The organism is Spirochaetia bacterium 38H-sp (assembly GCA_039023545.1).
Classification (GTDB): Bacteria; Spirochaetota; Spirochaetia; order Winmispirales; family Winmispiraceae; genus Rarispira; species Rarispira pelagica.
Window position 1 is genome coordinate 109,661 of the sequence record JBCHKQ010000005.1, and the last position, 12,356, is coordinate 122,016.

A 12,356-nucleotide genomic window follows, 5' to 3' on the forward strand; every position below is an offset into this window, starting at 1 on the left:
TTTTGACTTGGGCAAAACGCGTTCGGTCTAAAAATAAAAAAACCGAACGGCAGGGCTAATCCGCCCTGCCTTTTTTTATAAGTCTGAGAACAAATCCGGCTGCCAGTGCCAAAACTGATGCATAAAGAGAAAGATAAGCAAACCAATCGCCCCATAAGGTATAAAGTGTTGTAACAGAATCATATACAGGTATATCATATATAAGATAATCTTCTGTAAAAGGCTCTAGTTGTGCAAGAATTCTGCCGTTTGGCGATATTACAACAGTCATGCCACCATTGGTAGCACGGGCAAAAAAACGTCTGTTCTCAATGGCTCTAAAAAGAGCGACTGTCATATGCTGCATCTCGTTGGAAACAACACCAGCCCAGCTGTCATTGCCGACGTTTATAATAACCTGTGCACCGCGCTTTATAAACTCCCTGGCAAGATAACCAAAGGTATCTTCAAAACATACAAGCGTAAAAAATCTAGCTTTACCATCATCAAAGATGGTATAATCAGTACCTTTTTCCCAAAAATGGGTATCTGCATTTTTAAGCAAATTGTAGAGAAAGGGGAGCTGTTTTTCATATGGAAAATGCTCCGTAAAAGGAACAAGATGCAGTTTTCTGTAAGGCGGCTCTGAGAGTTTGCCGTTTATATAGGCATAAACTCCGTTGTAATCTATGCGCTCCACTTTTCCATCATCAATCCTCACAGGTCTCCCGTCATCATTGCCAAAAACAAATGTATAGCCCTTTCTTGATTCCAGATATGCCAATAGTTCCTCAACCAGCCTAGTAGAAAGAGGATTTGTCCTCACATACATATGCCAGTAAAGAGATGGGACAAAGGCTGTTTCAGACCATATTACAGCATCCAAGTCAGGAGATTCTTTTATAGCATCTTCCGACAATCTTCTAAGCCTGTTAAAACCATCCCGATAAGCTACAAGACCTCCTTTCCATGGGTCTTTATTGTGCTGTACAAGAGCTACCCTCCATGTGGGAGAAGCAGAATAATCAACCTGAGAAAAAAAGCCATATATCAAGATAAGCGTAAAAAGCCCAACATAGACAAGAGCTGGGATTTTTTCTTGTTTGAGTGATAAAGAAACATTAGAAGAAGCAAGCAGATTTCCCCAAAAGGCAGAGGGAAATACTACCATAAGGGATACTGGCCAAACTCCACCCAAAGAAGCTATCTGTATAAAAGGTATAAACGCATACTGAGAATAACCTATAATCCCATAGGGATAGCCCAAAAATCCAGTGGTCTTAAGATACTCATAAGCAACCCAGATAAAAGTCTGCAATATATATCCACGATTGGGGAAAAAATATATTGCTAGTTTCAAAGCAAGAAATAAAAAAATTCCATAAAAGGCATATATAGGAGGAACAATAAATATGGCAAGTGGATGAAACGTAGCAAGCCAAAAATTATAAAGTGCATAAGAAGCAAAACCATGATAAAGGCCATACAGCCATATGGTTTTCCAAGAAGAATGTCTTATAACAGGGAAGATAGGAAGAAGAGCAAAAAAGCCAAGAACCCCTATACCACCCCTGACAAGTGGATTGGGAAAAGAAAGAGCAAACAGAACCGCAGAACACAATACGAGGAAGAAGCGCTTGGATATGCTCCTTCCTTCAAAAAAAGATAATAGCTTCTTCATGGAGAAGAAAATTATTCTTTTACATTCCAGACGGACTCTTTAAGCTCTTTCCCCGGCCTAAAGACAGCAACGCCGTGATCAGAGACTGTCACAATCTCACCTGTCTTGGGATTTCTGGCCCTCTCTCTTCCCTTTCTGATTCTGATTTCAAAAGTGCCAAAGCCTCTAAGTTCCACAGTCTTACCGTCTACTAGAGCCTTCTTCACTTCTTCAAAGAAGGAGTCAATTACAAACTGGATATCCTTCTTGCTCAAATCACAATCCTGAGAAATACTCTCGACAATCTGTGCCTTTGTCAATTTTTCTATTTTTCTGTCCACAGGCACTCCTTTACTATGGAGGGAGTCCCCCCAGAAGAATTATTCTGCAGCTAAAGCATTGAGCTTTTTATAAAGCCTGGACTTCTTACGCGCTGCAGTATTTTTATGAAGGATTCCCTTACGGGAAACCGTATCAAGCTGTTTTACAACCAATTTAAGCTGCGATTCTGCTTCTTCTTTGTTATTGCTTTTTACAGCAAGAAGAAACTTCTTAATCTCAGTCCTTACTCTGCTTTTTGCGGCCTTATTTCGCAGCTGTCTTTTTTTATTCTGCCGCTCTCTCTTCTGCGCATTCTTGGAACCCAAATCCATCCTCCTGTCAGACTAACATAACACACAATTTCTGATACGTCAATATTTTATTAAAAAAGGTCTTTAGGGCGACGCCCTGTTTTTTTACACTTACTGCATACGGCATGAGTTTTGAGCTTGCCGTTTTCAAATACTGCTTTAACCTGTATCTCACCGCCACAGGAACACAGGAGCTTTTGAGCACCACGGTTAACCTTAGCGTTTTTACTCACCTTACCCATATATAGCCTCCAACATATATTTTACAGTGGAACTGATGTTAGCACAACATATATTTTTGTGTCAATCACAACTCAACATCAGGCTTTATCATCCACCTGTCATTAGAATAAACAATATTTTCTCTTCCGACAACCAAAAATTGTCCATCAGGTCCGGAAAGATATATTTTTTGCGACAGAATATTTACCTCCGTGACTTTAAAAAACATCCCATCGTATTCTACCCTGGTATTCTCAACAGGATACTCCTGTCTCTCCTGCTCATATATGTCATATTCATACGCAAGACAACACAACAGTCTACCGCAGGGCCCGGATATTTTCATGGAATTAAGAGATATATTCTGGACCTTAGCCATTTTTATGGAAACAGGCACCAAATGATCTGTTACAGAATGGCAGCAAAGACTTCTTCCGCAGACGCCAACCCCACCTACAAGTCTAGCCTCATCTCTGACTCCGATTTGTCTAAGCTCTATCCGTTTTTTAAACATAGAAACAAGATCTTTGACAAGAGCCCTAAAATCAACACGCCCATCAGCAGTAAAGAAAAAGAGAATTTTGGGTTCATCCGTAAGATAATGGACAGAAACGAGCTTCATATCAAGCCCATGCTCTTTTATCTTATCAAGGCAAAGATCAAAAGCCTTTTTCTCCTCTTCTATGTTTTTATTGTACTTAACTATATCTTCTTCTGTCGCTTTTCTATATAATTCTTTTACGCTAGTATCCTTCTCTTCTGACAGGCTTTCTCTCTCTGATTTGGCAGGACCAAGAACAATGGCAAGATCCCTGCCATACTTACTCTGAACAATTACATAGTCAGTAGAGAAAATTTCCAAATCTTGCGGGACAGAACAAATTTCCGTCTCACTGGTATGCAAGACTTTTACAAGAACAAAATGAGTTTCTATCTTATAGCGCTGTTTCTTATCACAAGAAACAGCACAATCATTACATGTCTTATATTTTAGATGTTGCATGGCAAAAGATTACATCTTTCAGGACAACAAATCAACAAGCATGCCCTGTATTTCTTCCAACTTCTCAAGAATATCCAGCTGTTTTATCTGGTTTAATATTATACCTGCGACCAAAGATTCCATCTTCCTATCTATTATTCTTATCAGAGAATATTTTTTTCTTTTATCTATACCACTTCCAGAAACATGTTGTTCAAAACACAGCATATTATCAACCACATAAGCAAGGAATTTTTTTACAGCATCTCTGTAGGCCTTTATATCATCAAAAGAGTGAGAGTTTCTTAATCTATCCCCAAGACTGTGAATGTCATCCAGCATTTCTTCCAAAGAGAGCTCATCATGTTTTCCCACTAATTCTGGCTCTGCATTTATATTATTACCAGCATTGTTTCTTAGTATTTTAGAGAACGTAGCTTTTTCCGATTTTTTGCTTTTTTTCTTCTTCTCCAGATTTTGCTGTCTGGCCGCAGAAAAAAAGTACCCGGCTTGAGGTTCTATGGATTCCATCAACCTGCTCCAACAGCAGTCTTGCCGGAAGAGATTTCCATTCCCACAATACAAGTGGCATGCAGAACAGCTCCTTCCTCTACAACAAGATAAGGAGCTTCTATATTACCCATGACTATTGCAGAAGACAGGATTATTATTTTCTCCTCTGCGATCAAATCACCTCTGACCACACCACCTATACTTATCTCTTTTGCATATAAAGAACCTTCGCACCTCGCACTCTTTCCCACCACAATCTTACCACTTGCACTGAGACTACCTATAACATCGCCATCTATTCTTAAGAAATGAGCTCCGTTAATTTTTCCTTCTATTCTACATCCGGCACCAACTATAGAATTAATATGCGTTTCTTTCAATGCCTTCATTTTGAACTCGTTTTATTTTCAGAAATATTCAGAAATTTTAGAGGATCAACAACCTCAGAACCAATTATAACTTCATAGTGAACATGCCTTCCCGTAGACAAGCCAGTAGACCCCATAAGACCTATCACCTGCCCCTGATGAACCTCCTGTCCTTTTTGCACCGTAAAATACTTTAAATGTGCATATTGAGTATAGAATCCATACTTATGTCTGATTACCACATAATTTCCATAACCAAGAGGATCGGATTTGGCTTCCACAACCTTACCTGTTGCAGTAGCAAGAACAGGTACAGGATAAGGATAGGCAATATCCACCCCTTTATGCAAATACCAGTTTTTATAAAAAGGATGCAAGGCAGGTCCAAAATACTGCGTTATTATACCCTTGCCATCTTTAACCGGCCAAATACTGGGTATGCTAACAAGAAGATCCTTCTGAGCTCCAAGCACATTCTTTATCTGAGAAAAAGAATCTATAGCCTTTCTAAGCGTAACCTTAAGCTCTCTAAGCTCAGCAACATCCTTAAGCTCACCTTCTGTAAGGGATAAAGTTCCTGTCAATCCTGACAAGTCCCCCTCTCCAGTAGGAGAATCCTCACTCAGCCCGGTACCTACTATACCGGCAGTCTCAGAAAGCGCTTTTTTAAATATGCTGGCAATTTCCCTTAGTTCTATAATTTCTTCTCTGACACTATCCAGATTAGCCTCTGCTCGCTTCAAAGAAGATTCCTTTCTGGTGAGTTCTGTCATAACACCTGCTATCTTTGAACCTGTCCATAAAAAACCAGCAGAAACAGAAATAAAAATCAGAGAAAAAACAAGCAGGGTGACGAAGGAAAACTGAACATTTATAACCTTATTCTCTGAATGGGGAATAAACATTATAGTATATTTTTTACCTAAAAAGGCAAAACCTTTTTTTAAAACGTTCAGGACCCTATATCCAACGCTTTTTAACTTTTTGAAGAGGTTAGAAAAAAAACCTTTTTCCAATTTTTTATATTCTCGTGTCACAGACACGTTTTTGCTCCTTGGCTATAAATTGCACATTATAGATTATCACAAATAAAAAGATTTTGTCAAACAAAATATTTTTATTGACTGAAAAAAGGTAACATGCTATTGTCTTATATATAAGTTTTACACATTCCATAAAAAAAGCAGGGGACATATGCGGTTGTTTGACTCTCATTCTCACATAAGCCTCATACATGAGGATGCTATAGAAAGACTCATTATTACACAAGAAGCAAAACAGGCTGGAATTGTCGGGATAATAAGCATTTGTAATAATATCAATGATTTTTTTGTTGTTTATGACCAATTAAGAACCGCCTCCAACGTGTATCATGCTGTCGGGGTAGCTCCCTCAGAAGTAGAATCACCAGGTAAAAACTGGATACAAAAAATAGAAGAAGGTATAACAAAACCCCGTGTTATAGCTATCGGTGAAACAGGTCTAGATTATTATAGAAAATTCGGAGATAAAAACTCTCAGATAGAATTATTTATAAAGCAATTGGAATTGGCAGAAAAGTACAATCTCCCTGTCATTGTACATAACAGAGAAGCCGGAAAAGACATCCTAGAAATATTAAAGGAAAAGATACCTTCTAGAGGAGCTGTTTTGCATTGTTTCTCAGAAAACTGGGATTTTGCAAAAAAGGCCATGGATTTAAATATAATGATATCTCTTGCAGGAAACGTAACCTATAAAAATGCAAAAGAGCTCCAGGATGCCGCAAAAAAGATACCTTTGGATAGATTGCTCGTAGAGACGGAGAGTCCATTTATGATACCTGCCGTATATAGAGGAAAAAGAAACAGACCCATATATCTAATAGAAATAATAAAGCATCTTTCAAATATTCGCGAAGAATCCCAAGAAGAAATAGCAGAAGCAACCTATCAAAATGCCCTTTCTTTTTTTAATATAAGTGAGTAATGCTGTATAGAAAAATAAAAATAGGTTCTCTGCAGGTTCCCGGCAATATTTTTCTTGCACCAATGGCAGGAATAAGCGATATGGCTTTTAGAAAATTATGCGCACAAAATGGAGCCGACTTAACATACACAGAAATGGTTTCTGCCGAAGGATTGTTCTATAACAGCAAAAAGACAGAAGCACTCTTAAAAAAAAGTCAGGAAGAAAAGTATCTAGCTGTTCAAATATTTTCCGGCAACGAGGATATGCTGATAAAAGCCGCAGAGAAACTGGAAAACACATATCATCCTTGTATTATAGACATCAACTCAGGTTGTCCTGTTCCTAAAGTTACAAAAACAGGAGCCGGAGCCGCACTTATGAGAGAACCCCAAAAAATATATAGAATAATAAACGAAATAAAAAAAAGGATAATAACACCAATAACGATAAAAATACGTTCTGGATGGAACCAAGAATTCCTAAACTATATGGAGATAGCCACAGCGGCAATAGAGGCAGGAGTTGATGCCTTATGTATACACCCAAGAACAAAGACACAAGGCTACAGCGGATTTGCAGATAGGACACATATAAAAAACATAAAAGAAAAGTTTCCACAATTAGTGGTCATAGCCTCGGGAGATATAAACAGTCCGGAAGAAGTAGAAAGTGCCTTTCTAGAAACAGGCTGTGATGCTGTTATGATAGCGAGAGGGAGCATGGGAAAACCATGGATATTTAGACAAACAAAAGAATACCTAAATTACGGGAAATATAAAGAGCCTGATATATCGGAAATAAAAAACACCATGTTAAGACATCTGGAATATGCCATAGAAGAAAAAGGCGAAAGAACAGCTGTAAAAGAACTAAGAAAACATATGGCATGGTATATCAAAGGCATTCCTCATGCAGCTAAGCTAAGAAAAGATTTTATCTCATGTCAATCCCAGGATGACTATAAAAGACTTATCGACAGTATTTCTTAATCGAACTTACCTTGTTGTCTGACTATCTCATACAACAAGATTCCGGTTGCAACAGAAACATTAAAAGAATCTATATTCCCACCGGAAGGAATAGATACCATATAGTCGCATTTCTCTCTAACAAGTCTTGATAAGCCATTTCCCTCACTTCCCATCACTAGGCAAATTTTACCGGAAAAAGAAACACCAGATAAAGAATCTCCACACATATCGGCACCATATATCCAAAAACCATCTTCTTTAAGAATATCAATTACTCTGGAAAGGTTGTTTTCTACGATTAAGGGGACAAAAGCATCTGCACCACTAGATACCTTGCTTATGACAGGGCTATCTACAGCAGCTCTGCGTGAAGGGACAATAACGGCAGCAATATCAAATTTATCACAGGTTCTTATTATGGCACCTATATTATGAGGATCTTCTATATGATCCAAAATAACTACAACAGAATTTTCAGGAAAGGGCAGAACATCCTTAAGACTGGGTCTATCGGAGGATGGGACTTTTAATAAAAGCCCTCTATGTTTGTCATGTCCGAAAAATCTATCCAATTCTTCTTTTTTACAATAGAGAATCGGGATATTCTTTTTATCTGCTAATATTTTTATATCTTTATATTTATTCTTATCTGATAGCAAAATTTCTACATCATGAGAATGATTATTATCTATCTTTTCTATATAGGCCTTTATTACATTCTTACCATATAGATATCGCCAGAAACTAGAACTACTCTTCTTTTTCATTTTTAGAATAATCCTTTATATAATCAACTTTCCCGTCAAAATTAGTATCCTGTTCATATCGCATAATATAAACACCCTCATCCATAAAAATCCATATATCCACAACACCATCAAAGTTACTATCAATTTCTTCTCTTACAAGCATCCCTTTCTCATAAAAATAGAAGTCATCCATTTCCCCATCTTTATTAAAATCAATCTCTTCATAGATTTTTCTTCCGTCTTCATTCATTTGAGCTCTATAATCAACCCCCCCGTCATAATCCTGATCAGCAACAAACCAAAAAGTCTCTTTTTCCCCGATTTCGAACCACTGATCTACTATACCATCATTATTTTCATCAACTGGATTGAGTTTCTCCTGCGAATAGCAAAAAAAAGCAAAAAACAACAAAAGTACTATGAAAGATTTACGCATGCGTCTCTCCTCGATTTTATATCGACACAAATAATAATTAATAAATAAAATAAGAGAGACGCATTATCTTTTTATGGAAATTATAGAATCTCTGGATAACAAATCCGATTTTTGCTCTCCGATAACCTTATCTAATTGTTCAAAAAGTTCTTTTTCTCTGGAGCTCAGTCTTTCTGGAACAACGATATGGATTTCAACATACATATCGCCTCTTACAGAAGGATTACTTCTTCTAGGTATACCGGCTCCTCTTATCCTAAGCAATTGGCCATGCTGGGTACCTGAAGGAAGTTTTAACTTTAACAAGGAATTATCAAGCCCTTTTACAAATATCTCTCCTCCAAGAATAGCCTTTGTTATGGAAACAGATACGGCACAATATACATCATTTCCATGTCTTATAAATTTATCATGCTCTTTTATATGGACAACTATGTACAGATCTCCCGCAGGGGCTCCATTCTGTCCTGCATCTCCCATCTTGGGAATCACCAAGCGCTCCCCATCTTCTACCCCTGGGGGAATGGTTATTTTTATCCTCTGTTTTTTCTCGGCAAGACCTGTCCCTCTGCACTTTCTACAGGGATTTTCTATCACATATCCTTCACCATGACAGTTGGGACAATCTGTTGCAATGGAAAAAAACCCGGAGGATCTCCTTACACGACCGGACCCCCCACATACAGAACATACCACCTTACCTCTGCCATCAGCAGAACCAGTACCAGAACAGGTATCACACTCCGCATGTCTTGTATAAGATACCTCCAGTTTGGTTCCAAAAGCAGCATCTACAAAATCAACCTCCAGATCATACCTCAGATCAGCACCGCGCCTTACACTGGAAGAAGAACGAGAAGTCCTTCTTCCAGAACCGCCAAAAAAAGCATCGAAAATGTCTCCGAAATCTCCGAAAATATCCTCAAAACCGCCAAACCCAGAAGAAAAGCCCCCGGAAGATCCGGCAGACATACCGTCTAGGCCGGCAAAGCCAAACCGATCATAGGCCTCTCTTTTTTTATCATCAGAGAGAACTTCATAAGCCTCACTCGCCTCTTTGAATTTTTCTTCTGCCTCTTTATCTCCAGGGTTCCTATCGGGATGATATTTTAATGCCAGCTTTCTATATGCCTTTTTTATATCTTCCTTGGAGGCCCCTTTGGGCACTCCAAGGACTTCGTAATAATCACGCTTAGCCAAGGTGTTTCCTCACTTACCGGATGATTTATTTGTCATCGTCTACAACTTCGAAATCAGCATCCTGAACATTCTCAGAAGAAGATGACGATTGGGCAGAAGATGTATCACCAGGTGCATCTCCTGCCTGGGAGCGCTTGTATACTTCTTCTGCTATCTTATAAGAAGCCTGCTTTAAAGCCTCTGTCTTTGCTTTTATAGCATCCACATCATCTCCATCCATTACTGTTCTCAAATCACTTATAGCTTTTTCTATGCTTTCCTTATCCTCCGGCTTAACCTTATCTCCAAGGTCATTGAGAGTTTTTTCTGTATAGTAGATAAGATTATCCGCCTCATTTCTTGCTTCTGCTCTTTCTCTGGCTCTTTTATCTGCATCAGCATTCTGCTCAGCATCTTTTACCATCTTATTTATTTCGTCCTCTGTCAAACCGGAAGAAGGCTCAACTCTGATCTTTTGCTCTTTACCTGTTGCAAGGTCCTTAGCCGATACATGCAATATGCCATTGGCATCAACATCAAACATTACTTCTATCTGAGGAACCCCTCTTGGTGCAGGAGGTATTCCTACAAGGTCAAATCTAGCCAGGCTTCTGTTTTGGGAAGCCATTTCTCTCTCCCCCTGGAGGACATGGATAGTAACCGCTGTCTGATTGTCAGCTGCAGTAGAAAAAATTTGAGATTTTCTTGTGGGAATAGTGGTGTTTCTTTCTATCAACCTTGTAAAAACACCACCCAGAGTCTCTATACCAAGAGAAAGAGGAATAACATCCAAAAGCAACACATCCTTGACATCTCCTGCTATGATTCCACCCTGGATAGCAGCACCCATTGCAACAACTTCATCAGGATTAACACCCTTATGGGGTTCTTTACCAAAAATTTCTTTTACTATTTTTTGTACGGCAGGAACTCTTGTAGAACCACCTACAAGGATAACAACATCAATATCAGATGCACTAAGCCCCGCATCCTTAAGAGCATTTATGCACGGAGTCTTAGTCCTTTCAAGAAGACCATCTATAAGCTGCTCAAATTTTGACCGGGTCAGATTGTACTTAAGATGCTTGGGACCAGTAGAATCCGCAGTGATAAACGGAAGGTTTATCTCTGTCTCCTGCAAAGAAGAAAGCTCTTTCTTTGCCTTTTCAGCAGCTTCCTTAAGCCTCTGAAGAGCCATTCTATCCTGAGACAGATCTATGCCATAATCTTTTTTAAAGCTATCTACAAGCCAATCAATTATAGCCTGGTCAAAATCATCTCCACCTAAGTGAGTATCTCCATTGGTTGATTTTACCTCAAAAACTCCATCGCCAAGCTCAAGAATAGATATATCAAAGGTACCTCCACCCAAGTCAAAAACCGCTATTTTCTGATCCTTGGACTGATCTTTACCGAGACCATAAGCAAGAGCTGCTGCCGTAGGCTCGTTTAATATTCTCTTCACCTCGAGTCCTGCAATTCTCCCTGCATCCTTGGTAGCCTGTCTCTGTGCATCGTTAAAATAAGCAGGAACAGTTATTACAGCCTCTGTTACCGGCTCACCAAGATAATCCTCCGCTGTTTTTTTCATCTTCTGAAGAATGGCAGCGGAAATTTCTTCTGGAGAATACTGCTTGCCGGAGACATCAACTCTTACTCCGCCCCTAGAATCCTGCACAATATGATATGGTACCATCCTGATTTCTTCCGTTACTTCCTCGTAACGCCTTCCCATAAACCTTTTTATGGAGTAGATGGTATTCTCAGGATTGGTAATCATCTGGTTCTTTGCAGGCTGTCCCACAAGCCTCTCGCCATTTTGAGTAAAAGCAACCATAGACGGAGTAGTTCTCTGCCCTTCGGAATTAGCAATAACCACAGGTTCATTGCCTTCCATAATTGCAACACATGAATTGGTTGTTCCCAGATCGATTCCTATTATCTTTCCCATTTAATTCTCCCCTTTTTCATCGGATTGTTTTTCTTGCGTGTGTTCTTCTGCCCGGGAATCGGACATATCATCTTTATTATTTTGACCGGAAGGAGCAGGCATTCCCACTTTAACCCTAGCCGGTCTTATTATCCTCTCATGAAGGCTATATCCTTTTTGAAACTCTTCTATAACAACAGGCTGTTTATAATCTCCTTGCTCAATCATAAAAGCTTCATGCTTATTGGGATCAAAAGGCTCATTGAGAGCGGAGAATTTTACCAAACCCCACTTCTTCTCAAGAACAGACAATATCTGAGAAGATATCATAGTCACACCTTCATGCAGTGCAGTCACATCATCGGCATCTTTTGCAGCATCCACAGCACGCTCAAGATCATCAAGAGCAGGCAGTATATCTTCTATCACTTTCTGTACCAAAAATTTTTCTTTCTCTTCAAATTCTCTCTGTATTCTTTTCTTATAATTATCAAAATCCGCTCTAGAACGCAGATAAGAATCCTTAAGCTCGGAGTTTTGCTGTTTTAACACGGAGTTTTCTTCTTCTAAAGTCTTAAGCTGCTCTTGCAGCTTCTCTATAGTTTTATCGCTCTCATTGCTATCTTTTTCAAACTCATTAGTATTATTTTCTGATTTGCTCTCCTGCTGTTCTTCCTGAGAACTATTCAAATTCTTCTCCTCCACCATTCCTACCTCTTCCATTATCACTCCTTATGCTTTTTCTAATAATAAAAAAATATACTTATTATATTATATGTCGGAAA

Annotated in this window: 15 protein-coding genes; 2 read left to right on the forward strand and 13 right to left on the reverse strand. The window is 38.9% G+C overall.

Features of this window, described 5'->3' with window-relative positions; all coding sequences use genetic code 11:
* Nucleotides 1-55: 55 nt before the first annotated feature.
* The 8 genes from lnt to WKV44_09710 form a co-directional block, all read right to left on the reverse strand.
* A complete protein-coding gene (gene lnt / locus WKV44_09675; GenBank protein ID MEM5948807.1) occupies nucleotides 56-1,660 on the reverse strand; it encodes an apolipoprotein N-acyltransferase in 1,605 nt (534 codons plus the stop codon).
* Nucleotides 1,661-1,671: 11 nt separating this feature from the next.
* Nucleotides 1,672-1,980: an HU family DNA-binding protein gene (locus WKV44_09680; GenBank protein ID MEM5948808.1), complete on the reverse strand. Its 309-nt coding sequence runs from the start codon at nucleotides 1,978-1,980 to the stop codon at nucleotides 1,672-1,674.
* A gap of 39 nt (nucleotides 1,981-2,019) precedes the next feature.
* Complete coding sequence (gene rpsT / locus WKV44_09685) at nucleotides 2,020-2,286, reverse strand: 30S ribosomal protein S20 (GenBank protein MEM5948809.1); 267 nt, start codon at nucleotides 2,284-2,286, stop codon at nucleotides 2,020-2,022.
* A 56-nt stretch (nucleotides 2,287-2,342) separates the two neighbouring features.
* Nucleotides 2,343-2,513, reverse strand: a complete 171-nt coding sequence (locus WKV44_09690; GenBank protein MEM5948810.1) for a hypothetical protein — start codon at nucleotides 2,511-2,513, stop codon at nucleotides 2,343-2,345.
* Between the two features lie 65 nt (nucleotides 2,514-2,578).
* Nucleotides 2,579-3,496, reverse strand: a complete 918-nt coding sequence (locus WKV44_09695; GenBank protein MEM5948811.1) for a stage 0 sporulation family protein — start codon at nucleotides 3,494-3,496, stop codon at nucleotides 2,579-2,581.
* Between the two features lie 18 nt (nucleotides 3,497-3,514).
* Nucleotides 3,515-4,006: a DUF327 family protein gene (locus WKV44_09700; protein MEM5948812.1), complete on the reverse strand. Its 492-nt coding sequence runs from the start codon at nucleotides 4,004-4,006 to the stop codon at nucleotides 3,515-3,517.
* Nucleotides 4,006-4,377, reverse strand: coding sequence for a polymer-forming cytoskeletal protein (locus WKV44_09705; GenBank protein ID MEM5948813.1), 372 nt, complete (start codon nucleotides 4,375-4,377; stop codon nucleotides 4,006-4,008). The genes WKV44_09700 and WKV44_09705 overlap by 1 nt, the downstream gene beginning before the upstream one ends.
* On the reverse strand, nucleotides 4,374-5,261 hold the full coding sequence (locus WKV44_09710) for a M23 family metallopeptidase (GenBank protein ID MEM5948814.1): 888 nt from the start codon (nucleotides 5,259-5,261) through the stop codon (nucleotides 4,374-4,376). The genes WKV44_09705 and WKV44_09710 overlap by 4 nt, the downstream gene beginning before the upstream one ends.
* Before the next feature lie 289 nt (nucleotides 5,262-5,550).
* Here WKV44_09710 and WKV44_09715 point away from each other — a divergent pair, with 289 nt between their 5' ends.
* A complete protein-coding gene (locus tag WKV44_09715) occupies nucleotides 5,551-6,324 on the forward strand; it encodes a TatD family hydrolase (GenBank protein ID MEM5948815.1) in 774 nt (257 codons plus the stop codon).
* The gene (gene dusB / locus WKV44_09720) at nucleotides 6,324-7,295 is read left to right on the forward strand and encodes a tRNA dihydrouridine synthase DusB (protein ID MEM5948816.1); all 972 of its coding nucleotides are present in this window, start codon (nucleotides 6,324-6,326) and stop codon (nucleotides 7,293-7,295) included. The genes WKV44_09715 and dusB overlap by 1 nt, the downstream gene beginning before the upstream one ends.
* Here dusB and rlmB read toward each other — a convergent pair.
* The 5 genes from rlmB to grpE form a co-directional block, all read right to left on the reverse strand.
* Nucleotides 7,292-8,044, reverse strand: coding sequence for a 23S rRNA (guanosine(2251)-2'-O)-methyltransferase RlmB (rlmB, locus tag WKV44_09725; GenBank protein ID MEM5948817.1), 753 nt, complete (start codon nucleotides 8,042-8,044; stop codon nucleotides 7,292-7,294). The two genes, dusB and rlmB, sit on opposite strands and share 4 nt — an antisense overlap.
* Nucleotides 8,028-8,462 (reverse strand): hypothetical protein, encoded by a 435-nt coding sequence (locus tag WKV44_09730; protein ID MEM5948818.1) that lies wholly within the window; start codon nucleotides 8,460-8,462, stop codon nucleotides 8,028-8,030. The genes rlmB and WKV44_09730 overlap by 17 nt, the downstream gene beginning before the upstream one ends.
* 63 nt (nucleotides 8,463-8,525) lie before the next feature.
* Nucleotides 8,526-9,662 (reverse strand): molecular chaperone DnaJ, encoded by a 1,137-nt coding sequence (dnaJ, locus tag WKV44_09735; GenBank protein ID MEM5948819.1) that lies wholly within the window; start codon nucleotides 9,660-9,662, stop codon nucleotides 8,526-8,528.
* Between the two features lie 25 nt (nucleotides 9,663-9,687).
* Nucleotides 9,688-11,592: a molecular chaperone DnaK gene (gene dnaK / locus WKV44_09740; protein ID MEM5948820.1), complete on the reverse strand. Its 1,905-nt coding sequence runs from the start codon at nucleotides 11,590-11,592 to the stop codon at nucleotides 9,688-9,690.
* Nucleotides 11,593-12,294 (reverse strand): nucleotide exchange factor GrpE, encoded by a 702-nt coding sequence (grpE, locus tag WKV44_09745; protein MEM5948821.1) that lies wholly within the window; start codon nucleotides 12,292-12,294, stop codon nucleotides 11,593-11,595.
* Nucleotides 12,295-12,356 lie beyond the last annotated feature (62 nt).

Bases quoted from the DNA above. Each gene is read 5' to 3' on its own strand.
- lnt (MEM5948807.1), bottom strand. From the start codon at position 1,660: ATGAAGAAGCTATTATCTTTTTTTGAAGGAAGGAGCATATCCAAGCGC.
- WKV44_09690 (MEM5948810.1), bottom strand. From the start codon at position 2,513: ATGGGTAAGGTGAGTAAAAACGCTAAGGTTAACCGTGGTGCTCAAAAG.
- WKV44_09695 (MEM5948811.1), bottom strand. From the start codon at position 3,496: ATGCAACATCTAAAATATAAGACATGTAATGATTGTGCTGTTTCTTGT.
- WKV44_09700 (MEM5948812.1), bottom strand. From the start codon at position 4,006: ATGGAATCCATAGAACCTCAAGCCGGGTACTTTTTTTCTGCGGCCAGA.
- WKV44_09705 (MEM5948813.1), bottom strand. From the start codon at position 4,377: ATGAAGGCATTGAAAGAAACGCATATTAATTCTATAGTTGGTGCCGGA.
- WKV44_09710 (MEM5948814.1), bottom strand. From the start codon at position 5,261: ATGTTTATTCCCCATTCAGAGAATAAGGTTATAAATGTTCAGTTTTCC.
- WKV44_09715 (MEM5948815.1), top strand. From the start codon at position 5,551: ATGCGGTTGTTTGACTCTCATTCTCACATAAGCCTCATACATGAGGAT.
- dusB (MEM5948816.1), top strand. From the start codon at position 6,324: ATGCTGTATAGAAAAATAAAAATAGGTTCTCTGCAGGTTCCCGGCAAT.
- rlmB (MEM5948817.1), bottom strand. From the start codon at position 8,044: ATGAAAAAGAAGAGTAGTTCTAGTTTCTGGCGATATCTATATGGTAAG.
- WKV44_09730 (MEM5948818.1), bottom strand. From the start codon at position 8,462: ATGCGTAAATCTTTCATAGTACTTTTGTTGTTTTTTGCTTTTTTTTGC.
- dnaK (MEM5948820.1), bottom strand. From the start codon at position 11,592: ATGGGAAAGATAATAGGAATCGATCTGGGAACAACCAATTCATGTGTT.
- grpE (MEM5948821.1), bottom strand. From the start codon at position 12,294: ATGGAAGAGGTAGGAATGGTGGAGGAGAAGAATTTGAATAGTTCTCAG.